Source organism: bacterium (assembly GCA_035419245.1).
In the GTDB taxonomy this organism is placed as follows: Bacteria; Zhuqueibacterota; Zhuqueibacteria; order Residuimicrobiales; family Residuimicrobiaceae; genus JAKPUX01.
Genome location: DAOLSP010000003.1, coordinates 23,037 through 46,199 on the forward strand (window position 1 = coordinate 23,037; position 23,163 = coordinate 46,199).

Genomic DNA, 23,163 nt, shown 5'->3' on the forward strand with positions numbered 1-23,163 from the left:
ACGATGATCTACAGGAGAACCCATGAAAAGCTATCGCAAAGAACTCTGGTTCAATGTTCCCTCCCGCCGCGCTTTCATCCATATCACTCCCCAGGTCGAGCAGTGCCTCGCCGAGAGCGGTATCAGGGAGGGACTCCTCCTCGTCAATGCCATGCACATCACAGCATCCGTTTTTATCAACGACAATGAGAGCGGATTGCATCAGGACTATGAGAAGTGGCTGGAAAAACTGGCGCCGCACGAGCCGGTCGGCCAGTACCGGCATAATGATACCGGCGAGGATAATGCCGATGCCCATCTCAAGCGCCAGGTGATGGGGCGGGAAGTCGTTGTTGCCGTCACCGCCGGGAGGCTGGATTTTGGCCCATGGGAGCAGATTTTTTACGGGGAATTCGATGGCCGGCGCCGCAAGCGGGTACTGGTGAAGATCATCGGCGAGTGAGCCGGCCGCGGGAGAGTGATGGCAGCCAGGAGAGCCCCATCACCGCCAGGCAGCCGATGAGGTTATACCAGAGGAAGGAAATACCGCTCCAGAGGAAGCAGGCGACGACCACAGTTTCAGCGGCGAGGGCGGCACGAAAGACCGCGCGGCCACCGACGCGGGGCATGTAAAAGGCGGTCAGAAAGATACCGAGGATGGTGCCGTAAAAGAGCGAACCGAGGATGTTGACCGCCTCGATCAGCGACCCCAGGCGGCTGGCATAATCGGCGAAGGCGACTGCGAAAAATCCCCAGAAGAGGGTGGCCCCGCGGGAAAAGCGGACGGTGCGGCGCTCTGCTGCGGCTTGATTAACGGCCTGAGCCGCGGCGGGATCGAGCTTGCCGGCCTCCTCGCCGCTGGCATCGGCTGCCGTAGTGGCTTGCGGCTGGCGCCGGAACCGGCGATAAAAATCCACCGTCGTGGTCGAGGCGAGGGCGTTGAGCTCGGCGGCTGTCGATCCCATGGCCGCCGCGACGATAGCTGCAATCACAAGACCGAGCAAGCCGACCGGCAAGTAATGGACCAGAAAGGTGAGAAAGACAAAATTGGTATCCTTGCGGTCCATGCCAGGGTGCCGAGCCGCGAGGAGATCAATGGCCGATTCACGCACCGCCTGCATCTCACCATTGGTTTGCTTCAGACCAGCCGCATAGCGGGCCTCCTCGACGGCATCTTCGCGGTGCATGGCCGTCAGCAATCCTCCGATCGCCGCCTGTTTCTCCGCATGCAGCGCGGCATACTGCTGCTCGAGATCCGCATACACGGCCGCCTGGGGGGTATGACGGATGGCCGTCACCGGTCCGGCGTTGAAAAAAAGCGGCGGGGCGGTGAACTGGTAAAAGACAAAGACCAGCACGCCGAGAAAGAGAATCGAGATCTGCATCGGGATCTTGAGCAGGCCATTGAAGAGCAGCCCCATGCGGCTTTGAGTCACAGACTTGCCGGTGAGGTAACGCTGCACCTGGGACTGGTCGGTGCCGAAGTAGGAGAGCTGCAGGAAAAAACCGCCGATAAGCCCCGACCAGAGGGTGTAGCGGCTGTGCAGGTTGAAAGAGGGATCGATACTCTCCAGCTTACCGAGTTTGCCGGCGAGCCGCGTCGCGTCCAGAAGACTGACCTGAGCGGGCAGGAGGCGGATCAGCATGGTGCAGGCCACCACCATCCCGGTAAAGATGATCAGCACCTGGACCGTTTGGGTGTGGCTGACCGCGCGGGTGCCGCCGCTGGCGGTGTAAAGCACAACCACGCTGCCGAAGACCAGATTCATCCAGAAAATATCCCAGCCGAGGATGGTGGCGAAGATGAGGGCCGGGGCATAGATGGTCAGCCCGGCGGCAAGCCCACGCTGGACGAGAAAAAGCGCCGCGGTGAGGGTGCGGACACGGCCGTCGAAGCGCTGCTCTAGGTACTCGTAGGCGGTATAGACCTTGAGGCGGTGGAAAAGGGGCACGACGGTGATCGAAAGCACCACCATCGCCAGCGGCAGACCGAAATAGAACTGGATGAAGCGCATGCCGTCGGCATAAGCCTGCCCCGGGGTCGAGAGGAAGGTGATGGCGCTGGCCTGGGTGGCCATGATCGAAAAGAGCACGGTGTACCAGCGCAGACTGCGGCCTGCGAGCAGGTAGCTCTCCGCCGTTCGGGCGCGCCGTCCCCGCCACAGCCCGTAGAGGGCGATGAAGGCGAGGAAGGCGATGAGGATGATCCAGTCGAGCGAGCGCATCAGCGGAAGGTCCGTGTGACCCAGGCCAGAAGGAGGATGACGGCCGCGAGTGCTAGAAGCTCCAGCAGGTACCAGCTCCGCCACCGTTTGAACAGGAGTGGCTTTTCGGCGCCGGCGGGATCCGGCTGAACGTTCCCGTGCGGCGTCTCCTTAAGTAGGGCACTCATCGGGTGGTTCCCGCATGGATCATGTTGATGAAGAGCCGCCAGGCGCCCGGCACGCCGGCCGGCAGCTGCCGGAACCAGGCGTAGCAGGTATGGATGTAGCTCCCCTTGCCGTAGCGGGTATAGAGCGTGCCGCTGTTCAACGCCTTTTCGCCCGGATCGTGAGAGGCGAGGAGGGTCTGGTAGCGGGCATCCCACTGGTCGGGAAAATTGAGGCCGCGCTCCTGCACCCAGCCGGTAAAATCGGCCAAGGTGATTCGGTTGGGACGGGTGAGCAGGGGATGGTCCGGCTGCAGCAGGGTCACCGGCGCCTCCTCATCGCTAACGCGGCCGCGCGAGAGGCGCAGCGGCCACGGCCCGAGCTGGCTGGTCACCAGGCGGAAGGGGGTGTTGTACTGCACGATCAGAGTGCCTCCCGCCCGGACGAATTCGAGCAGCCGCGGCTGGGCGGCAGACAGGACGGGACGGGTATTGTAGGCGCGCACACCGGCGATGATCACTTCCAGACCAGCGAGATTCCCTTTCTCCAGGTCCTCATCGCTGAGCAGCCGCAGAGAATAGCCCGCCGTTTCGAGGCAGGCGGGGATCTCATCTCCGGCGCCCATTATATAGCCGATTCGCGGTTTGGCGGCTGGCAGGGCGAGGCGCAGCAGCTTGACCTGCGCTGGCGGAAAGAGGGTCTGGATCGGAATATGGGGATAGCTGATGGTGACCAGATCCAGGTCCCAGGTCCGACCGCGCACCGCGGCATGGGTAGTGAGGATGCCATCCCGGGCGCCGGCGCCGGGACGGATCCGGAATTCGAGGTCGCGGATTTCTTCCCTGACCGCCAGCTTGAACGGAATGCTTTCAGGCGTGCAGACCCAGCCGTCGGGCAGGGCGAGCGTCACCTGGCCCTCAACTGCGCCTGTGAGATTGCGCAACTGGAGACGTAGCGGCCTGACGGCTTGATCGGCGAATAGGATCAGCTCCTCCTTGGTGTGAAGAACCACCGGCGGCCCGACCGTGAAGGGACGGTAGAGATCTCCCTCGACCGGATCGGTCCAGCGGTAGAGCAGCGGGATGGTCATCGGAACGACCTGGCCGCCGCAGCGCAGGTGAAAGGTGACGGTGCCGGCCGGCGGGGATTCGGGCTCGCCAATCAGCTCCTGCTCCGTGACCGCATAGAGGCCGCGGCTGGCCGGTTGCTGCAGCCAGTAGGGCTGGGTGACGGGCAGGCCGGCGGGCAGCACAAGGGTAGTGTTTTTTTCAAAGGGCTGGTTGCCGGCCAGGGCGGCCTGGAGCAGGGTGTCGCCATGCCCCCAGGAGAAGGTGATCTGGTCCAGGACCCAGGGAACCGGGCTGCGGTTGACCACCTGGAGAGCGAGGTGCAGCGAGTCGCCCGCCGCCGCAACCGGCCGGTCGACGGTGGCTTCGAGCCAGAGTCCGCTGCAGGCTAGGATCGCGGTGATCAGCTCACTGCGTTTCTGCGCCTTGTAGGGGCTCTCCGGCAGTTGTTGCACCAGGGGCCAGGCGCGCAGTAACGGTGGCAGGGAGCGCGACGGTTCGGCCGCGACGAAGCGGCGCAGGGCCTCCGTGAACAGGGCGGTGAGCGAATCCGCGGCGGGGGAGACCCGGCGCCAGCTCAGGTCGATGCCGTCGAAGAGATCGCGGGCTGCATAGCTGCCGCCAAGATGGCGGAAATACTCGATCCGGCTGCCGCGACGCTCGGCCGAGCCGAATCCCTGGCTCTTGTGCATACTGCGGCTCTGTGCGGCGATCTCGGTGTAGGAGCGGCCGAGCAGCGGATTATAGAGGCCGGTGTCGACCAGGAGCAGCGAATCCTCCCGGGCCGGATCGAGGCGCCAGCCGTTCCAGAGCAGACGTTTGGCCCGCCAGGGTTTGACCAGCGCAAGTTGTTCGGAGAAGCGGCTGCTATCGGCTGCGGCGGCAAAGGCCTCGCGCGCCAGCAGGGCCGAGGCGGCATGATGGCCATGGCCACCGTTGTCGCCCTCGAGGAAGCGGGTGATGAGGATGTCGGGCTGATAGCAGCGGATGATCCAGACCATGTCCGCGAGGACAGCCTCATGGCCCCAGATTTCCAGGCTCTCGTCGCTGGATTTGGAATAGCCGAAATCAATGGCGCGGGTGAAGAACTGGCGCGCCCCGTCAATGCGCCGCGCTGCCAGCAGTTCCTGGGTGCGGATGACCCCCATCCGCTCGCCCTTTTCACTGCCGAGGAGATTCTGGCCGCCGTCGCCGCGGGTGAGGGAGAGGTAGGCGGCGTCGACAAGCCGCTCCCGGCCCAGGTAGGCCAGAAGCGCGGTATTCTCGTCGTCGGGATGGGCGCCGATATAGAGGACGCGGCCGAGAACGTTGAGCCGGGCCAGGGCCAGCTGCAGTTCAGCGCTGTTGGGCTGGCTGACCGGCTGGCTGAAGAGCAGCGCCTGGCACGCCAGAAGGATCAGGAGAAGAAGACGGAGTGATTTCACCGGTTACCTCGTCGTAGGGATGGCTGTTCGCGGATAAATTGGCCATTTTCTCGCTGAGAATCAAGCACTTTATCCGCAGGTGCGAGAGGCACGGCGGCCGCTACTTTTGCCTTGATTTTTAGCCCCCCAAACACTATATTTTCTATCGGTTCGATGCCATTGGATCCCCGGTTCACGGTGAACCGGGTTTTTTATTTTCGAGGAGGGCTTTTGATCACCCTGGCGGTACAAAAAAGCGGTCGGCTGGCGGAAAAATCGCTTGCCCTGCTGCAGGAATGCGGCGTGGCGTTCGAAAACAGCGGCAAGGAGAAGCTCATCGCCGCAGCCGCCAATTTCCCCCTACAACTGCTCTTTCTCCGCGACGATGACATCCCCGAGTGCGTCGCCGACCGTATCGCCGATATCGGGCTGGTCGGCGAGAACGTCGTCGCCGAGACCCAGCGAGAAGTGGAGATCATCGAGCGGCTCGGTTTTGGCCGCTGCCGCCTGAGTCTCGCCCTGCCCAAGGGGATGCCCTACGCCGGCCCGGCCGATCTCCAGGGCAAAAAGATTGCGACCTCCTATCCCAACATTCTTGGAGCGTTCTTGAAACGTCATGGGGTTGCAGCGGTCATCCACGAGATCAACGGCTCGGTCGAGATCGCGCCTGGTATCGGTCTAGCGGAGGCCATTTTCGACATCGTCAGCACCGGCAGCACCCTGATGAGCAACGGGCTGCGCGAGGTGGAGCAGGTGATGACCTCCGAAGCGGTGGTGATCACCGCCCCGGGGCCCGATCCGGCCAAACAGCGTATCATCGATCAGCTGCTCTTCCGCATGCGCGCCGTGCGCAAGGCCGGACAATACAAGTACATCCTGCTCAACGCTCCGGATGACAAGATCGCCGAAATCACCGCCTTGCTGCCGGGGATGAAGAGCCCCACCGTCATGCCTCTGGCGCTTCCGGGGTGGAGTTCACTCCATTCGGTGATCCGCGAGGATCTCTTCTGGGAGATCATCGAACAACTCAAGCAGCATGGCGCCGAGGGTATCCTCGTGATCGCCATAGAAAAAATGATCGACTAGAGGACGAGATGAAGGTTTATGTGCGGCCCGAGCGGGCGATATGGGACGAAATCGTCCGCCGTCCGGTGCTGGACTGGCAGGGCATGCAGCCGGTGATCGAGCCGGTGCTGGCGGCGGTACGCGCGCACGGCGATCAGGCTCTGCTCGCGCTGACGGAAAAATACGATGGCATCAAGCTGGAAACGCTCGCGGTGACGCCCGCCGAGTTCACGGCAGCGGAACAGTCGGTTCCCGAGGAACTCAAAGAAGCGATCGCTTTGGCAGCCGAAACCATCACCCGCTTTCACGCTGCCCAGAAGCGTCCGGTCGACAAGATCGCGACCCGGCCCGGCGTGCTGTGCTGGCGCAAGCCGGTGCCGATCGAGAAGGTCGGCCTATATATCCCCGGAGGGACAGCCCCGCTCTTCTCGACCCTGCTGATGCTCGGTATCCCCGCGGTCCTTGCCGGCTGTGAGGAGATTGTTCTCTGCAGTCCGCCGGATCGCCGGGGCGGGCTCCATCCCGCCATTTTGCATACTGCGCGGCGGATCGGCCTGAGCCGGCTCTTCAAGGTGGGCGGCGCGCAGGCGATCGCCGCCATGGCCTACGGCACCGAGAGCATCCCCAGGGTCTATAAGATCTTCGGCCCCGGCAACCAGTTCGTGACCGCCGCCAAACAGCGGGTCAGCCTGGAGGGGACGGCGATCGATATGCCGGCCGGCCCCTCGGAGGTGGCCGTGGTCGCCGATGAGGAGGCCGACCCCGCCTTCATTGCTGCGGACCTGCTCTCGCAGGCCGAGCACGGCGCCGACAGCCAGGTCTTGCTGGCGGTCGTCTCGGAAATCATGCTGCAGAGGGTGATGGTGGAGATCGATGAGCAGCTCGCCCGGCTGCCGCGGCGGGAACTGGCCGCCCGCGCCCTCGAGCACAGCAAGGCCGTGGTGGTGGAATCGCTCGAAGAGGCCATGGCCCTGGCCAACCTCTATGCGCCCGAGCACCTGATCCTCCAAAGTGCCCGGGCGGGTGAGCTGGCCGGACAGGTAAAAAACGCCGGTTCGGTTTTCATCGGCGCCTATACGCCCGAATCGGCAGGGGATTACGCCTCCGGCACCAATCATACCCTGCCGACCGATGCCCATGCCCGCGCCTGGAGCGGCGTCTCATTGGAGAGTTTCATGAAGCAGGTCACTTTTCAGGAGATCACGCCGGCTGGACTCGAGGAGATCGGACCGGCGATCGAGATCATGGCCGCGGCGGAGGGGCTGCAGGCGCATCGTCACGCTGTGGCGATCCGCCGGGTGCGGGCCGGGAGCACTCCCTCATGACGCTGGATGAGGTGAAATCGCTCGTCCGCCCCAACATCCTCAGCCTCGAACCATACGCGTGCGCCCGCGATGAGTTCAAGGGAGAGGCGGACCTTTTTCTCGACGCCAATGAAAACTCGCTGGGTTCCGTGGTTGCGCCGTCCTTCAATCGCTATCCCGACCCCCTGGCGGCGGCTGTCAAGGAGAAAGTGGCGCGGATCAAGGGGGTGCGGCCGGAGCAGATCTTTTTGGGCAATGGCAGCGACGAGGCGATCGACCTGCTCTTCCGCCTTTTTTGCCGCCCGGGAGAGGATGCGGCCGTCGTCCAGCCCCCCACCTACGGCATGTATGCGGTGAGCGCGGCGATCAATGACGTGCGCGTTCTTAAGGTGCCCCTGAGCCGCGACTTTCAGCCCGACCCGTCGGCGCTGCTGGCGGCTGCCGGCGCCGTGGTCAAACTGCTCTTCTTCTGCTCGCCCAACAATCCCAGCGCCAATCTCATGGCGGCGGAACGGGTGCAGGCGGTGCTCGACGGGTTCCCCGGGATGGTGGTCATCGATGAAGCCTATATCGATTTCTGTCCGGAGGCCTCCTGGCTGGGCGCACTAGCGCGCCACCCTAACCTGGTGATCCTGCAGACCTTTTCGAAAGCCTGGGGCATGGCCGGATTGCGGCTCGGGATGCTTTTCGCCCACCCCTTCATCATCGGATTACTGAATCACACCAAGCCGCCCTATAACGTCGACGCTTATACTCAGCGGTATGCCCTGGAGGCTCTCGAGCACGAGGGACGCAAAAACGAGATGGCCGCGCTGCTAAAGACAGAGCGGGAGATGCTGGCCGCCGCTTTGGCCCAGCTCCCGGATGTGATCCGGGTGTTTCCCTCCGACGCCAACTTTCTCCTGGTTCGTTTCCGTGCCGCGCGTAAAACCTTCGCGGCGCTCATGCGTCACGGCATCATCGTTCGCGACCGCAGCAGTCAGCTCCACTGCGAGGAGTGTTTGCGGATCACCGTCGGCGCGCCGGAAGAAAACCGCGTGCTCGTGGAGACGCTGCGCTCGCTGGGGGCAGCCTGAATGGCACCGGCAGCACAACCATAAGGAACAGCATGAAAAAAGTACTTTTCATAGATCGCGATGGCACGCTCATCCGCGAGCCGGCGGATGAACAGATCGACTCCTTTGCCAAGCTCGAGTTCATCCCCGGGGCCATCACCGCCCTTGGAAAGATCGCCAGGGAGTGTGATTTCGAACTGGTGATGGTCACCAACCAGGACGGCCTCGGCACCGCCGCTTTTCCCGAAGAGAATTTCTGGCCGGTTCAGGATTTCATCCTCAAGACGTTGGCCGGCGAGGGAATTCACTTTGCCGCAGTGCATATCGATCATACCTTTCCACATGAAAAGGCGCCGACGCGCAAGCCCGGCACCGCCATGCTGTTGGGTTATATGGATGGCCATTACGATCTGGCCGCTTCTTTTGTCATCGGTGACCGCATCAGCGACGTCCTGCTGGCGCGCAATCTCGGCTGCAAGGCGATCCTGATGCGAGAGGGGCTGGAGATAGCGGCCGATCTGGTCACCACGGACTGGGATGTAGTCTATCGCTATCTCAGAGGCATCCCGCGGCGGGCGGAGGGGGTGCGCCGCACCCGCGAAACCGAGATAACGCTCCGTATCGATCTCGACGGCCGCGGCGAGGCGCATATTCAGACCGGGATCGGCTTTTTCGACCACATGCTCGAGCTTTTCGCCAAACACGCCGGCTGCGATATGGAACTCCAGACCCGCGGCGACTTGCGGGTCGATGAGCACCACACGGTCGAGGATGTCGCCTTGACCCTCGGCGAGACGTTGCGCCGGGCCATGGGCGACAAGCGCGGCATGGAGCGCTACGGCTTTCTGCTGCCGATGGACGAGTCCCTCGCCCGCGTCGCGCTCGATTTTTCGGGCCGGCCGCAGCTGGTATGGGAGGCCGAGTTTCGCCGCGAACGCGTCGGCGAGATGCCGACCGAGCTTTTCGAACATTTCTGGAAATCCTTCTGCGACGCAGCCGGGGCGAACCTCCACATCGCCGCAACCGGGGAGAATGAGCACCACAAGATCGAGGCGATTTTCAAGGCTGTGGCGCGGGCCGTACGGCAGGCCGTCCGCCGTGATCCCGGAGACAGGTCGATCCCGAGCAGCAAGGGTGTGCTGTGAAGCTGGTGATCGTCCAATATAACGCCGGCAACATCCATTCGGTCCGCCTGGCGCTCAACCGCCTCGGGCTGGATCCGGAGGTGAGCGACAATCCCGAATCGATCCGCCGCGCGGACAAAGTGATATTCCCCGGCGTGGGCGAGGCCGGCTCGGCGATGGCCTTTTTACGACAGCGCGGACTTGATGAGGTCCTTCGCGCCTTGAGCCAGCCCTTCCTGGGCATCTGCCTGGGGCTGCAGCTGATGTGCCGTCACTCCGAGGAGAACGCCACCCCATGCCTTGGCCTCTTCGATCTGGCGGTGAAGCGATTTCCTCCGCAGGGCAAGGTGCCGCATATGGGCTGGAATACCATCACCCGCCTGCGCGGTCCCCTCTTCGCCGGGCTGGCTGAGGGGAGCTGTCTCTATTTCGTTCACTCCTACTACGCCGAAATCGCGCCCGAGACGGCAGCAACCTGCGACTATATCCTCCCCTTCAGCGCCGCCCTGGAGCGGGATAATTATCACGCCGTGCAGTTCCACCCCGAAAAAAGCGGCGCGGCGGGAGAACACATCCTGAGGAATTTCCTCGCCCTATGATCACCATCATTCCGGCCATCGATCTCATCGACGGGCAGTGTGTGCGGCTGACCCGGGGGGAGTATGCGACCGCGCAACTCTGCAGCAGTGATCCGGTGGCGACCGCTATCGATTTCGAGCGTCACGGCGTCAAGCGACTGCATGTAGTGGATCTCGACGGGGCGCGCGCCGGGCACATTGTCAACGGCGAAGTGCTGCGGCGGATCGCCACGGCGACCGCGCTGACCATTGATTTCGGCGGCGGGGTGCGCACCGCGGCGGATGCCGGGCTGGCCTTCGCCTGCGGCGCGCAGATGATCACCGCCGGGAGCATCGCCGTCCGCGACCCCGGCACGGTGTTGGGGTGGCTGGAGCGCTTCGGCGCAGAGCGGATCCTCCTTGGCGCTGATTTCAGCGCCGGCCGAATCGCAGTTTCGGGCTGGCAGGAGAAGACGCAGCAGAACCTGGAAGAGTTCATCGCCTTTTTTTACGACCGCGGTGTGCGCCAGGCCGTCTGCACCGACATCGAGCGCGACGGCATGCTGCAGGGACCGGCACTTGAAGCCTATGTGCGGCTCAAGGAGCGCTTTCCGGATCTGCAGCTGATCGCCAGCGGCGGTGTCGCCGCCATCGAGGACATCGCCCGGCTGGAGGCGGCCGGCGTCGCGGGCGTCATCATCGGCAAGGCGCTCTATGAAGGGCGCGTGACCTTCGCAGAACTGGAGCCCTGGCTATGCTGACCAAACGCATCATTCCCTGCCTGGATGTCGCCAACGGCCAGACCGTCAAGGGGGTCCGCTTCGTCGATATCCGTGCGGCGGGCGACCCGGTCGCCCTCGGGGCGGCCTATGCGCAGCAGGGCGCCGACGAGCTGGTTTTCCTCGACATCACCGCCACCATCGAAAAACGCGGCACCTTCGCGGAGTTGGTGCGCAGCATCGCCCTCAACGTCAATATTCCCTTCACCGTCGGCGGAGGCATCCGCAGCGAAGCGGATGTCGAGCTGCTCCTCGATGCCGGAGCGGACAAGATCACCATCAATTCGGCAGCGGTGCGCAATCCGGGTCTGATCGACCGCCTCGCCAGCCGCTTCGGCAGCCAGTGTGTGGTGCTGGCCATCGATACCCGGTTCGAAAAAGGGCACTGGAGCGTCCATATCGACGGCGGCCGAACCCCCACGGGGATCGATACGGCTGCATGGGCGCGGGAGGCGGCCGGCCGCGGCGCGGGCGAGATCCTGCTGACCTCGATGAACCATGACGGCACCAAAAACGGCTTTGCCCTAGATATCACCCGTGCTCTTTCCGAAAGCCTGCCCATTCCGGTGATCGCCTCGGGCGGCGCCGGCACCTGTGAGCATTTTCTCGAGGTTTTTACGGAGGGCAAGGCCGATGCCGCCCTCGCCGCCTCGGTCTTTCATTTCGGGGAGATTCCAATCCCCGAACTCAAGCACTATCTGGCTCAACACCATATCGCGGTAAGACTATGAACCTCAATTTCGCCAAGAGCGGGGGCCTTATCCCCGCTGTTATCCAGGACAGCCGCACCGGTCGCGTGCTGATGGTCGGCTTTATGGATCCCGAAGCCTTTGAGAAGACCCGCGAGAGCGGTCTGGTCACTTTTTTCAGCCGCAGTAAAAACCGGCTCTGGACCAAGGGGGAAAGCAGCGGCCACTTCCTCCACGTCGAGGAGATTCGTACCGACTGCGACCAGGATACTGTGCTCATCAAAGCGCGGCCGGACGGGCCGGTCTGCCATACCGGCGCCGACACCTGCTTTGCGGAGAGCAATATTGCGGATGGGGAGTTTCTCCACCAACTGGAAGAGATCATCCGAGAACGCCAGCGCAAGCCGCAAGAGGGTTCCTATACCTGCCGCCTCCTGGCCCGAGGCCTCCCCAAGATCGCCCAGAAGGTCGGGGAGGAGGCGACCGAGGTCGTCATCGAGGGCGTCACCGGGGATCTCCCTCGCCTCAAGGAGGAGACGGCGGACCTGCTGTATCATCTCCTCGTCCTTATGGCCGCACGCGGCGTGCGCCTGGATGACGTGCTCGAGGTGCTGGAAAAACGTCATGCCGGCAGGTGAGCGTCACCTGCGCAACTTTTTTCCCTCCCATACGTCTATACTATGATATTCGTGGGGGAGTCCCATTACAAGCCAAGGAGCCCTATGATGAAAAGAGTCGCCCTGCTGCTCTTCCTCCTGCCGGCCCTGCTATTTGCAGCCCTCCCCGGCCGCTTTATGACCAACCCCGATATCCGCAACGATCTCATCGTCTTCTCCTTCGAGGGCGACCTCTGGCGGGTCAGCGCCCAGGGCGGACTGGCTACGCGTCTGACCGTCCACCCCGGCGACGAGACCGCGCCGCGGATCTCGCCCGACGGTGCCTGGATCGCCTTCACCGGCGATTATGACGGCGCCCGCAACCTCTACTGTATCCCCGGCGACGGCGGGGTCCCCAAACGCCTTACCTGGCAGCAGAGCGCCCAGGCCCTGACCTGGACCCCCGATGGCAAAAGGATCGTTTTCCGCTCCGCCTTCGAAAATACCTACAGGCCGATCACCAAACTCTATGCCGTCTCGATGGAGGGCGAGTGGCCCGAGCAACTCCCCGTGCCACAGGGCGTCCTCGCCAGCTTTTCCCCCGACGGCAAAAAAATGGCCTACTGTCCCAAGGGCCGCGAGGAGTATTACTGGAAACGCTACAAGGGCGGCCAGTATGTCGACCTCTGGCTCTATGATTTTACCACCAAAGAGTACACCGACCTCACCGACTATGTCGGCAAAAGCGCCTATCCCATGTGGATCGGCAGCAAACTCTACTTCGTCTCCGACCGCGGCGACAACGGCATCTCCAACCTCTTTACCTACGATTTCGCCACCAAGGTCGTCACCCAGGTCACCTTTTTCAACGATTTTGATGTGCAGATGGCCGCAAGCGACGGCCAGCAGATCGTCTACATGCGCTCGGGCTGGCTCTATGTGCTCGACAGCAAGACCAACACCAGCCGCAAGGTCGACATCCAGATTCCAAGCGACCGCTGGCAGCTGGCCGACCGCACCATCAATCCCAAAGAGTACATCCACAGCATGGCCATCGCTGGCGACGGCAAGAGCGTCGCTTTCGAGGCCCGCGGCGATGCCTTCATCGTCCCCACCGACGAGAAGAAGGAGACCATCAATCTCACCCGTACGGCCGGTTCGCGCGAGCGCTACGCCCAGATCTCGCCGGACGGCCAGTGGGTGGCCTTTTTCTCTGACAAGAGCGGCGAATACGCCCTCTACATGATGAGCGTGGAAAATCCCCGCGGCGAATGGCTCAGACTCACCGACGACCTCAAGACCACCGTTTACCACCTCGAGTGGTCGCCTGACAGCAAAAAGATCCTCTTCAGCGATAAATCCTTCACCCTCTGGTACCTCGATATTGCCACCAAAAAGCTGATCAAGGTGGATTCTTCCAACCGCCTCAAGAATGATGAGTTCACCTGGGAGGTGAGTGATTACACCTGGGCCCCCGACAGCAAGTGGATCGCCTACAGCTTCGTTCAGGAGAACCGCAATTCGGTGATCTACCTCTACAGCCTTGAACAGGCTAAAAGCTTTGCCATCACCGGCGATTTTTATGACAATCTTTATCCCACCTTTGACGCCAACGGCGAGTATCTCTACTATCTCAGCTATCGCAATTTCAACGACGTCCAGATGGACGTCTTCGAGGACAACCACATCATTCCCGCGCCGGTACAGGTGATGGTGGTCCAGCTCAAAGCGGGTCAGGCACCGCCCTTTGAGGATACGGAGCGTCCGGGCATGGGCGGACGCAGCCCCGGTGGCCTGCCTCCTGATGTGGGTGGCCGGCCGCCGCTGGACAAGGGTTCGCGGTCGCGGGAGGAGAAGAAGGAGGGGCCGGCTGAGCCCTTCCGTATCGACCTCGCCGGTATCCAGGAACGCACCTTCACTGTCCCGGTCAAGGGCGGCAACTATTTCTACGCCAAGGCGGGCAAAGGCAAGATCACCTTCGCCGCGGTTGATGCCTTTGGCGAGGACGAGTACGAGGAGATCTATAATCCCGGTGGCCGCGACAAGTTTGAACTGCACATTTACGACATGAAGGACAAGCAGGAAATCGTCCTCGAGAGCAAGATCTCCGACTGGCGCATCTCGGGTAACGGCGAGACCATCCTCATCAAAAAGCGCAACGACTATTATACCGGCGCGCTCGACAAGCTCAACGGCAAGAACCTCGGTGACAAGCTCGATCTCGACAAGATGGTCTATACCGTACAGAGTCAGGCGGAGTGGAACCAGATCTTCAGCGACACCTGGCGCTGGTACCGCGACTTTTTCTATGATGCCAACATGCACGGCCGCGACTGGAAAAAGATGGGCGAGGCCTACCGCGCCTACATTCCCCAGCTCAATTCGCGCGAAGATCTCAACTGGGTGCTCTCACAGATGGTCGGTGAGCTCTGCGTCTCGCATACCTATGTCGGCGGCGGCGACCGCGGTCCGGCGCAACGGCCCGAACAGACCACCTTCACCGGACTGCTGGGCGCCGATCTCGCCCCGGGCGATGGCGGTTATTACAAATTCGTCAAGATCTACGGCCCGACCGACCTCAACCGCGACCTCTCCGGTCCGCTGGTGCGCCCGGATGTGAGCCTGAAGGAAGGCGATTACCTGATCGCCATCGATGGCCGCGAGATCAAGGCCCCCGAGAACCCCTACAAATACCTCCAGGTCGCCAGAGACCAGAAGGTACAGCTCACCGTCAACGACAAACCGGGTCTGGCCGGCGCAAAGAGTTTCAAAACCGAACCGGTCCGCTCCGAGTACGCCCTGCGCTACCAGCGCTGGGTCTGGGACAATATGCAGCAGGTCCTCAAGGCGAGCAACGGCGACATCGGCTACATGCACATCACCGCCATGGGGGTGGGCAACCTCGGGCAGTTCGACCGCTACTGGCGCGCCTTCAAGTTCAAGAAGGGTCTGATCATCGATGTACGCGGCAACGGTGGCGGCTGGACCGAGTACTTTTTGATCGACAAGCTCGAACGCAGACAGACCGCTTACAACGTCATGCAGAACATGGAGGCCTACCGCTATCCCAACAGCGCCTCCACCGCCCATCTCGCCGTGCTGACCAACGAAGCTAACGGATCGGACGGCGAAGCCTTTATCGAGGATTTCAAAGCGCGCAAGCTCGGCACGGTCATCGGCGTCCCGAGCTGGGGCGGATTAGTAGGCATCATCAATGCCCAGAAGACCATCGATAATGGCTCGGTCAACCAGTCCAATAACGCTTTCTGGGGCGAAAGCGGCAAATGGCTGGTCGAGAACCATGGCGCCGATCCCGATATCCTGGTCGAGAACGATCCCGCCTCGGCCATGGCCGGCCATGACAAGCAGCTCGAGACCGCCATCTCCGTGCTGCAGAAGCAGATCGCGGAGAAGCCGTGGACCTTCCCGGCCCGCCCGGCCTATCCGAAGAAATGAGACAGGCGATGAAAGCTGTTTATGCTGCAGTACTGCTCCTGCTGGCCGGCTGCGCCTTCGCACAGCCGGCCGCGCCGGATTCCATCACCGCCGGTATGGTGGCCGCGGCGGAGCGGCTCCAGGGCCTCTCCTTCACCCCGGCCGAGCGCGATTCGATGCTCGACGGCCTCAAAGGGCAGCTGGAAAGCCTGGAACAGATCCGCGCCTTTCCCCTGGCCAACAGCGTGACGCCGGCCCTGCTCTTCAATCCGCTGCCAGAGGGCTTCATCATGCCGTCCGGCAAGGCATATTGCCGGATCCCCCGCCCTAAGGCCGTGAAAAAGCCGGCGGATCCGGCCGACCTCGCCTACCTCTCGATCCCCCAACTGGCCGAGCTGCTGCGCACCCGCCAGGTTACTTCCACGGAACTGACGCTCTTTTACCTCGAGCGGCTCAAGTACTATGATCCAGTGCTGCACTGCGTCATCACCCTGACCACCGACCGGGCGCTGCGCGAGGCGGCCCGGGCCGATGCCGAGATCGCCGCCGGCCGCTACCGCGGCATGCTCCACGGCATTCCCTATGGGGTGAAGGATCTGCTCAGCACCGCCGAGTATAAAACCACCTGGGGCAGCGTGCCCTTCAGGGAACAGTGGGTTCCCGAGGATGCGACGGTTATCCGCAAGCTCGAGGCGGCCGGCGCCGTGCTGACCGCCAAGCTGACCATGGGCGAGCTCGCCTGGGGTGACGTCTGGTTCGGCGGCAAAACCCGCAATCCCTGGAATCCACAGCAGGGTTCGAGCGGCTCCTCGGCCGGCTCGGGCGCCGCAGTCTCGGCCGGCCTGCTGCCCTTCGCCATCGGCACCGAGACCTGGGGCTCGATCGTCTCACCCGCCACGGTATGCGGCGTCACCGGACTGCGGCCGACCTATGGACGCGTCAGCCGGAGCGGAGCGATGGCCTTGAGCTGGTCCATGGACAAAATCGGCTGCCTCTGCCGTACCGCGGAGGACGCCGCCATCGTCCTTGCCGCCATCTCCGGCCCCGACGGCCGCGATCAGACCCTCTACGATGTGCCCTTTTGCTATGACTCCGGCACACCCCTCTCCGCGCTGCGCATCGGCTATCTGCAGAAGGATTTCGCCGGGGCCTATCCCTTTCATCGCAACGATTCGCTCGCCCTGGCGCAGCTGAGCGCCCTCGGCGCCCGGCTCATCCCGATCGAGCTGCCCCGGCTGCCGGTGAATGCCCTCGCGATCATCCTCAGCGCCGAGGCCGCCGCGGCCTTTGACGAACTGACCCGCAGCAACCGGGATTCCCTGATGGTGCGCCAGATCAAAAACGCTTGGCCGAACGATTTCCGCCAGTCGCGCTTCATCCCCGCGGTCGAGTATATCAACGCCAACCGCATCCGTCATAAACTCATCCAGGCCATGGCGAAAGTCATGGAAAACGTGGACTGCTATCTCGCCCCCTCCGACGAGGGCGATAATCTGCTGCTGACCAACCTTACCGGTCACCCCTCGATCACGGTGCCGGACGGTTTTTCCGAAGATGGCACCCCGACCAGCATCACCGTCACCGGCCGGCTCTTCGATGAGGGGAGCATCATCGCCGTCGCCCATGCCTGGCAGCGGGCCACCCACCACCATCTCCAGCGCCCACCGCTCTGATCCGAATAACAAGGAGGTCCTTGATGCAACGCCGTCCTTATTTGCTCTTCTTCGCTCTCTTTCTGCTGACCCTGCCGCTGCTGCTGGCGGCACAGGGACAGAAACTGCTCACCTACGATCAGGCTTACAACCGCGCCGAGCCGCGTCTGACCACCATGCTGCCGCGCATCGAGAAATGGCTCGACAGCGGGAGTTGGCTCGAGTCGCGCACCGAGCCCGGCCGCACCGGGGCCGCGCTCTACAAGGTGGACGCCAAAACCGGCGCCGCGTCCCTCTGGCTCGATTTCAAGGAACTGGGCAAGGATCTACCCCAAGGCCTTGCACTCGATCTTCGCACCGAACACAGCGAGGATTACCAGCATTTCATCCTCCGCAAGGACAACGATCTCTGGTATTTCAATGCCGCGACGAAGAGCCTGAAGCAGCTGACCAGCGACAAGGCGGAGGAGAAAACCCCGATTCTTTCGCCGGATGGCAAAAAGGTGGCCTTCACCCGCGACCATGACCTCTACGTGATCGATCTCGCCAGCGGGGCCGAACAGCGCCTCACCTTCGATGGCTCGGAGACCGTCTACAATGGCTGGGCCTCCTGGGTCTACATGGAGGAGATCCTCGGCCGGGGCCTGCAATACCGTGCCTTCTGGTGGTCCCCCGACAGCAGGATGATCGCCTTCATGCGTTTCGACGATGCTCGCGTGCCCGAGTTCACCCTGGTCAAGGCCGATGGGCCGCACGGCGAGGTCGAGAGGCAGCGTTATCCCAAGGCCGGCGATCCCAATCCCGAGGTGCGCATCGGCGTCGTCCATCTCGCCAGCGGCCAGACCACCTGGATCGATACCGATCCCTTCGGCGACCGCTATGCCGCCTGGCCGATGTGGACGCCCGACAGCCACCAGCTCTTCTTCCAGTGGATGAACCGCGGTCAGGACCATCTCATTCTCTACAGCGCAGATCCGCAAAGCGGGGTGAAGAAGCTCGTATATGAAAAACGCCATCCCACCTGGGTCGAGTTTTTCGAATCCATCTATTTCTTTAAGGATAACAGCGGCTTTCTGCTGGTGAGCGAGGAGAAGGAGTGGGACGAGATCTGGCATTATGCCATGGACGGCCGCCTGATCCAGCAGGTCACCCGCGAGCCCATCCAGGTGAAGGAGATCCTCCTGGTCGATGAAAAGTCCAAAACCGTCTGGTTCCACGGCACCGACGGCGACCGGGTGCAGAAGCATCTTTATAAGGTAGGATTGAACGGCGGCGGCTTGAAAAAACTAACCGGCGCGACCGGAGCGCACACCTGCAGTGTCGCCCCCGGCGGCGGCTGGTTCACCGACAATCTGGCCACGCTGGAGCGCCCGGCGCGGCTCTTCTTATGCGATAAAGCAGGCAAGGAGGTAAGGCTCCTCGGCGATCAGAAGCTGCCCGCTATGGATGACTATGCCCTCGGCACCAGCGCGATCTTTTCCATCCCGTCCGGTGACGGCTATGATCTGCCGGCGCGCTGGATTCTGCCGCCCGGCCTCGATAAAAGCAAAAGGTATCCCGTCCTCTTCGAAGTGTACGGCGGCCCCGGTGCCCCGATCGTGCGCTACGGCTTCCCCATGCTCAACGATCTCTTTCTGGCGCAAAAGGGCGTCATCGTCTTTTACATCGATAATCGCGGTTCGGGTTACAACGGCAGAACGGGGATGGACGCCATGCACCGCAATCTCGGCAAGTGGGAGGTCCACGATTACATCGCCGCGGTGAAATGGTTGCGGCAGCAGTCCTTCGTTGACTCGACGCGGATCGGCATCACCGGCGGGAGCTATGGCGGCTATGCCACCCTCATGGCCATGACCGCCGGGGCGGACTATTTCACCCTCGGTTTGGCGGAGTACTCGGTGACCGACTATCGCCTCTATGACAGTATCTATACCGAGCGCTACATGGACACCCCGGAGGAAAATCCCGACGGTTATACCGCGGGTGCGGTGATGACGTATGCGGACAAGCTCAAGGGCAAGCTGCTGATCACCCATGGGACCATGGATGACAATGTGCACATGCAGAATATTCTCCAGCTCATCGACAAGCTGCAGGACCTGGACAAGGATTTTGCGCTGATGGTCTATCCCAACCAGCGCCATGGGATTGGAGGGCCCAAGCGCAAGCACGTCACCCGGTTGGGGTATGAATTCCTGATGAAGGGTTTCGGCCTGGTTCCCTGAGGGCCGCCCCCACACTCTCGCGCCCACCTGGGCTGGCGCGGACTAAGAAGGACAAATGCCGATATTTTTATTGCGTATTTATCGAAAAATATATATATTAATGGCCGTTTTTAAAAACACCAGGCGAAGGTGTAGCTCAGCCGGTAGAGCAGCGGCCTTTTAAGCCGTGGGTCGTGGGTTCGATTCCCGCCACCTTCACAAAAAGCCCTTGATTCGAACAGAATCAGGGGCTTTTTCTTTGTTTGACTTACAATCCATGATTGGTTATTATTCATGGAATCAACTGGAGAACCAGGTGATAAGTTATTTGGTAATATCCGAATAGATTAGTGATGGATCCATCCTGCCCGGTTGCCCATTTCAAGGATCGGCCAGATGTTCGTTCCAAGAAATAATCAACTCACAAAGCGCTGACTTACCAAGCACTTTCACCTCCGGGACAAACGAGTATAGATCGCATCGAGCAGCGGCGTCTTGCCGTCTGGCAGCCGATCCCCCAACAGCGGCCAAACAATCAGCCCGCCGGCCTTGTTTTGAATAACATAGTCTGCTTTTAACGCAACGGATTCTTCATCATCCAGAGAGATGAGCATTTTCAGTGAATCGCTGACCAGATATGGCGCCTGTGCTTTGGGATCCCAGAACCGTTCGAACAGATCCAGCTTTTCGGCGATTTGTGCATAGGGGATGCCATCCTGTTCCCGAAAAAGGCTGGTATCGGCGCCCTGATGTTCGCCATAGATTTTGTTGCACTGCATGTAAGAATGGCCGTAAAAAGCAGCACCCAGATTAATTTTATCCGCCGGCACGCCGTGCGCAACATGATAGAGCTTGAACGCGCCATCCAGACAGCGGGCGGAATCACCCTGCGATGGGCCGTATAACGCCGAGTTATGGTTGCTGGTCTTTCCCCCCGGGCCGAACAAGTCCCAGGTCATAATATTTATATAGTCGGAAATGGCGCTGATTTTCTGCACTTCCAGGTCTACCAGGTGGCTGGCGGCCGCAGGCAAGGAGATAGAAAGCAGATAATGTTCACCGGTTCTCTTGCCAAGTGTTTGCAGGCTGTCCCGCACGGTCTGGAGCAACAAAGTGAAATTTTCGCGATCTTGCGATGTGCCTTTATGCCGCACATAGCCCGGAAATTCCCAGTCCACGTCAATCCCGTCGAAGCCATACTGCCGGATGTGTTTCACACACCAGTGCGCAAAGTTAGCGCGTTTCAGGGGATCGGCAGCGACTTGCGGGAAATTGCTGGAATTGTCCCAGCCTCCGATGGAGAGCACCACCCTGGTGCCGTGGCGTTTGGCTAGTGCGATGAGCGAACCGCCCGTATCGATGACCGGCGATGGCGCCTCCTTTTTCCCTGTCAGCAGATAGCGATCGGCAACCGGATCCATTCCGACAATTTCGCCGCTCTCAAGCGGATAAAAAAATGAGTAGTTGATCACCGTTAGTTTGTCATACGGAATATGGCGTGGACTGAGAAGAGCCGGCGACTTTTGCCACTGCCAGGATTGATAATACCCGATCACCGCTTTCTTTTGCCCCATTACCTGCCCCGATGCCAAAGTGATGAGCAGGACAACGGCCCAATTCCTGAATTTAATCATTTTCATTTTTCCTCACTTTCACACTTGGCCGCGGGCGCCAGAGAGCAGGGATCCCGGGCTGGCAGAGACGGTGCGGCTCCTATTGCGGCAGCCGCGAGCATGCCGGTTTTAAAAATTCTCTTCTCTTGATCACTTGTCCTTGATGTAAGTGGAGCCGATCAAGTTAGCGCCAAGGAGTGCATTCCAGATGTTTCCCTTATTCGCAAACCGAATGCAGCGCTTGTTGGCGCTTCGTTCTTTGGGATCATTGATCTTCAGGTAAATATCATAGTCGCCGGCAGGAACGCTGCCCAATGCGGACATTTTTACTGAAAAGTTCAAATCACGCCATGCCGCAGTATGGTCTGCCCTGCTGTTCAAATCAGTCAGCCAATCCCTCGCGTCAAGGTTTGTAAGTGCCGTGAAAGTTTCAGAGCCCGCTTTGGCTTTGAGAATGATCGATACATTTTTCCTGTTGACCACATTGCCAAAGCCGACATTTTGGATCTTCCCCTCGAACCTCAGGGTTCCATCCTGCGCTACCCATTGGCTTGCTTTAGCCTCGCGCAACACCAATCGGTAGCCCAGTCTGTCACGCATGTATTCCATTCCGTTCTTGCCGTCATAGACCGGGTCAAAAACGGCGGTCTTTGTCGGTCCAGTGAAAGGGGGAATTGTTTCGCTGCTTGATGCCGGGAAAGTGACCGGTTGAGTGACGTTGGCTTCGTTATAGATAAAATTACTCCATCGGGAATAATTCCCATGTCTCATATTCAAAACCGTTGTCCGGAATTCACGGGCTTCAATGATAGCGCCTGGCATACGTCCAAAAGCATTATCGCCGATCCCCCCTTCTGCTTGAAAGATCGTGTTGCGCTTATAAAGCCAGGTGAGAAATCTGAACCGGTCATGCGGGTTATGAAATCTGCCATTGTTTTCATAATTAGCGGCATAACTATCGTCGAAAAAACCAAAACGCGCCTCCGGTGAGCCCTGTGCCGGGACCGGCATGGAGTCTATATTGGCAGCGGTATAGGTGGTCCCATACGTAAGGTTATACCATGCCAAAAACAAGCGCTGATTTGTTAAAAGAATACGCGAAGCGGGAACAACCTCCAGATAGGCATCCAGCAGCTTCTTTCCAGCTTCCGCACTCAGCGCCATGGGGGATGAGTGCTGTTCGCCCCATGGGCCAAACATCCCCGTTTTCACGCACATGATGATGTCTTCGAATTCATGGAAAATTGGCTTAAGCTGCCAAAGATGATATTCAATCCAGTCTTTGTCCGTATGACCAGGTACATCACACATGGCCGATGGATTATTAGGCGTTACGTAAGCTGGCTCCGGTCCATGAATGAGTCCTTCGGTGAGATTCAGATGGGGATACTTGTGGGGTTCAATATAATTAAATCCGTTGCCGTCATAAGAAAATTTCACAAAAGCAACGCCGTTGCCATCCCGCACCTTCTGAAGCAGGCCTCTGATATAATCAAGCGCAAACGGTGTCAAGGGTTGAGTTTTTCCTGTTCTGGTGGCACCCGTGCCCGGGTCTGCAAACAATCCATCGTCCTTGTACCCAAAGGCATCTTTCGCCGCGAGGAACGCGTTCGACGAAAAGTTGCACAGGTCAAAACACATAAATGATACGGCAGGAAGGGCAGAAACCCCGGTACCGCCAATGTAGGGATTGGTGTTTTGATTAATTCCGTTATAAAATTGAGTCTCCTCGATATCATCCCCTTCCACAGGCGGCACCTGTCTTCCATGGAAGAGCACAGAATTTTCATCAACCGGAACCCGGTGGTCTACTTCAGGCGTAATACCAAATGGCGAATTAGTCTCATTCACCGATTTCGGAGATATATTCTGCCATCGGCCTCTATAGGCGCCCCTGTCCGGATTCGGAATATCAATTGGATTCTCCGTATAGTCAAGCGCCTGCAGCACAAGTGGGGCTTCTTCTCGATCATCCGCTCCTCTTGATTCAAGGTCGTTGCCGGGTGCTGTTTCCGGACATGCAGCAAACAACAAGCCTGTCCAAACCAGGCCAATAATGGACACGATTCCGTGCACTCCAAGCCTATTTTTCACGGCCCGGCCTCCAATTAGTAGTCTATTTGTATAAAACAGGTTCGTCCACAAAAGTTTGATGATTCTGTGGAAAGTGAGGAATTCGTCTCTGCGAGAATGTCCCTTCCCTCCGTGCGCATAACCGTACCGTTTTTTCGGGCCCTTGGGCCATAGCGGACACACTTTATGCTCCCCTTTT

The 23,163-nt window shown here is 60.5% G+C and carries 17 protein-coding genes and 1 tRNA gene; 13 read left to right on the plus strand and 5 right to left on the minus strand.

Going from position 1 to position 23,163, the window contains the following annotated elements:
* The first annotated feature begins 22 nt into the window (after positions 1-22).
* Positions 23-442, plus strand: a complete 420-nt coding sequence (locus PLH32_06040) for a secondary thiamine-phosphate synthase enzyme YjbQ (protein HQJ64157.1) — start codon at positions 23-25, stop codon at positions 440-442.
* Here PLH32_06040 and PLH32_06045 read toward each other — a convergent pair.
* The 3 genes from PLH32_06045 to PLH32_06055 are packed head-to-tail and all read right to left on the minus strand — an operon-like array spanning position 429 to position 4,839.
* On the minus strand, positions 429-2,204 hold the full coding sequence (locus tag PLH32_06045; GenBank protein ID HQJ64158.1) for a sodium:solute symporter: 1,776 nt from the start codon (positions 2,202-2,204) through the stop codon (positions 429-431). The genes PLH32_06040 and PLH32_06045 overlap by 14 nt on opposite strands.
* Positions 2,204-2,371 carry a hypothetical protein gene (locus tag PLH32_06050; protein HQJ64159.1) on the minus strand — a complete coding sequence of 56 codons (168 nt, stop codon included), beginning with the start codon at positions 2,369-2,371 and terminating at the stop codon, positions 2,204-2,206. Before PLH32_06050 ends, PLH32_06045 begins: the two co-directional genes overlap by 1 nt.
* On the minus strand, positions 2,368-4,839 hold the full coding sequence (locus tag PLH32_06055) for a PIG-L family deacetylase (GenBank protein HQJ64160.1): 2,472 nt from the start codon (positions 4,837-4,839) through the stop codon (positions 2,368-2,370). Before PLH32_06055 ends, PLH32_06050 begins: the two co-directional genes overlap by 4 nt.
* A gap of 153 nt (positions 4,840-4,992) precedes the next feature.
* On the opposite strand from PLH32_06055, the gene hisG reads away from it, so the two are divergent.
* From hisG to PLH32_06115, 12 genes are all read left to right on the plus strand, one after another.
* Positions 4,993-5,904, plus strand: coding sequence for an ATP phosphoribosyltransferase (hisG, locus tag PLH32_06060; protein ID HQJ64161.1), 912 nt, complete (start codon positions 4,993-4,995; stop codon positions 5,902-5,904).
* An 8-nt stretch (positions 5,905-5,912) separates the two neighbouring features.
* Positions 5,913-7,208, plus strand: coding sequence for a histidinol dehydrogenase (gene hisD / locus PLH32_06065; protein HQJ64162.1), 1,296 nt, complete (start codon positions 5,913-5,915; stop codon positions 7,206-7,208).
* Positions 7,205-8,263: a histidinol-phosphate transaminase gene (hisC, locus tag PLH32_06070; GenBank protein HQJ64163.1), complete on the plus strand. Its 1,059-nt coding sequence runs from the start codon at positions 7,205-7,207 to the stop codon at positions 8,261-8,263. Before hisD ends, hisC begins: the two co-directional genes overlap by 4 nt.
* Before the next feature lie 32 nt (positions 8,264-8,295).
* Positions 8,296-9,387: a bifunctional histidinol-phosphatase/imidazoleglycerol-phosphate dehydratase HisB gene (hisB, locus tag PLH32_06075; GenBank protein HQJ64164.1), complete on the plus strand. Its 1,092-nt coding sequence runs from the start codon at positions 8,296-8,298 to the stop codon at positions 9,385-9,387.
* Positions 9,384-9,965, plus strand: coding sequence for an imidazole glycerol phosphate synthase subunit HisH (gene hisH / locus PLH32_06080; protein ID HQJ64165.1), 582 nt, complete (start codon positions 9,384-9,386; stop codon positions 9,963-9,965). Before hisB ends, hisH begins: the two co-directional genes overlap by 4 nt.
* Positions 9,962-10,684, plus strand: coding sequence for a 1-(5-phosphoribosyl)-5-[(5-phosphoribosylamino)methylideneamino]imidazole-4-carboxamide isomerase (hisA, locus tag PLH32_06085; protein HQJ64166.1), 723 nt, complete (start codon positions 9,962-9,964; stop codon positions 10,682-10,684). The genes hisH and hisA overlap by 4 nt, the downstream gene beginning before the upstream one ends.
* Positions 10,678-11,433: an imidazole glycerol phosphate synthase subunit HisF gene (hisF, locus tag PLH32_06090; GenBank protein ID HQJ64167.1), complete on the plus strand. Its 756-nt coding sequence runs from the start codon at positions 10,678-10,680 to the stop codon at positions 11,431-11,433. Before hisA ends, hisF begins: the two co-directional genes overlap by 7 nt.
* Positions 11,430-12,029 (plus strand): bifunctional phosphoribosyl-AMP cyclohydrolase/phosphoribosyl-ATP diphosphatase HisIE, encoded by a 600-nt coding sequence (gene hisIE, locus PLH32_06095; protein HQJ64168.1) that lies wholly within the window; start codon positions 11,430-11,432, stop codon positions 12,027-12,029. Before hisF ends, hisIE begins: the two co-directional genes overlap by 4 nt.
* A gap of 87 nt (positions 12,030-12,116) precedes the next feature.
* Complete coding sequence (locus PLH32_06100) at positions 12,117-15,443, plus strand: S41 family peptidase (GenBank protein HQJ64169.1); 3,327 nt, start codon at positions 12,117-12,119, stop codon at positions 15,441-15,443.
* Between the two features lie 8 nt (positions 15,444-15,451).
* On the plus strand, positions 15,452-17,095 hold the full coding sequence (locus PLH32_06105; GenBank protein HQJ64170.1) for an amidase: 1,644 nt from the start codon (positions 15,452-15,454) through the stop codon (positions 17,093-17,095).
* Positions 17,096-17,118: 23 nt separating this feature from the next.
* On the plus strand, positions 17,119-19,299 hold the full coding sequence (locus PLH32_06110; GenBank protein ID HQJ64171.1) for a DPP IV N-terminal domain-containing protein: 2,181 nt from the start codon (positions 17,119-17,121) through the stop codon (positions 19,297-19,299).
* A gap of 125 nt (positions 19,300-19,424) precedes the next feature.
* Positions 19,425-19,497: transfer RNA gene (locus PLH32_06115), tRNA-Lys, on the plus strand.
* A 230-nt stretch (positions 19,498-19,727) separates the two neighbouring features.
* On the opposite strand, the gene PLH32_06120 is transcribed toward PLH32_06115, so the two are convergent.
* Entirely contained in the window at positions 19,728-20,918 is a 1,191-nt protein-coding gene (locus PLH32_06120; protein ID HQJ64172.1) for a glycosyl hydrolase family 18 protein, read from the minus strand.
* 123 nt (positions 20,919-21,041) lie between these two features.
* Positions 21,042-22,985 carry a DUF4832 domain-containing protein gene (locus PLH32_06125; protein HQJ64173.1) on the minus strand — a complete coding sequence of 648 codons (1,944 nt, stop codon included), beginning with the start codon at positions 22,983-22,985 and terminating at the stop codon, positions 21,042-21,044.
* Positions 22,986-23,163: the final 178 nt, after the last annotated feature.

What these genes read in the sequence shown, in the direction of transcription:
- PLH32_06040 (HQJ64157.1), top strand. Translation starts at nt 23, where the DNA reads ATGAAAAGCTATCGCAAAGAACTCTGGTTCAATGTTCCCTCCCGCCGC.
- PLH32_06045 (HQJ64158.1), bottom strand. Translation starts at nt 2,204, where the DNA reads ATGCGCTCGCTCGACTGGATCATCCTCATCGCCTTCCTCGCCTTCATC.
- PLH32_06050 (HQJ64159.1), bottom strand. Translation starts at nt 2,371, where the DNA reads ATGAGTGCCCTACTTAAGGAGACGCCGCACGGGAACGTTCAGCCGGAT.
- hisG (HQJ64161.1), top strand. Translation starts at nt 4,993, where the DNA reads ATGCCATTGGATCCCCGGTTCACGGTGAACCGGGTTTTTTATTTTCGA.
- hisD (HQJ64162.1), top strand. Translation starts at nt 5,913, where the DNA reads ATGAAGGTTTATGTGCGGCCCGAGCGGGCGATATGGGACGAAATCGTC.
- hisC (HQJ64163.1), top strand. Translation starts at nt 7,205, where the DNA reads ATGACGCTGGATGAGGTGAAATCGCTCGTCCGCCCCAACATCCTCAGC.
- hisB (HQJ64164.1), top strand. Translation starts at nt 8,296, where the DNA reads ATGAAAAAAGTACTTTTCATAGATCGCGATGGCACGCTCATCCGCGAG.
- hisA (HQJ64166.1), top strand. Translation starts at nt 9,962, where the DNA reads ATGATCACCATCATTCCGGCCATCGATCTCATCGACGGGCAGTGTGTG.
- hisF (HQJ64167.1), top strand. Translation starts at nt 10,678, where the DNA reads ATGCTGACCAAACGCATCATTCCCTGCCTGGATGTCGCCAACGGCCAG.
- hisIE (HQJ64168.1), top strand. Translation starts at nt 11,430, where the DNA reads ATGAACCTCAATTTCGCCAAGAGCGGGGGCCTTATCCCCGCTGTTATC.
- PLH32_06100 (HQJ64169.1), top strand. Translation starts at nt 12,117, where the DNA reads ATGAAAAGAGTCGCCCTGCTGCTCTTCCTCCTGCCGGCCCTGCTATTT.
- PLH32_06105 (HQJ64170.1), top strand. Translation starts at nt 15,452, where the DNA reads ATGAAAGCTGTTTATGCTGCAGTACTGCTCCTGCTGGCCGGCTGCGCC.
- PLH32_06110 (HQJ64171.1), top strand. Translation starts at nt 17,119, where the DNA reads ATGCAACGCCGTCCTTATTTGCTCTTCTTCGCTCTCTTTCTGCTGACC.
- PLH32_06120 (HQJ64172.1), bottom strand. Translation starts at nt 20,918, where the DNA reads ATGAAAATGATTAAATTCAGGAATTGGGCCGTTGTCCTGCTCATCACT.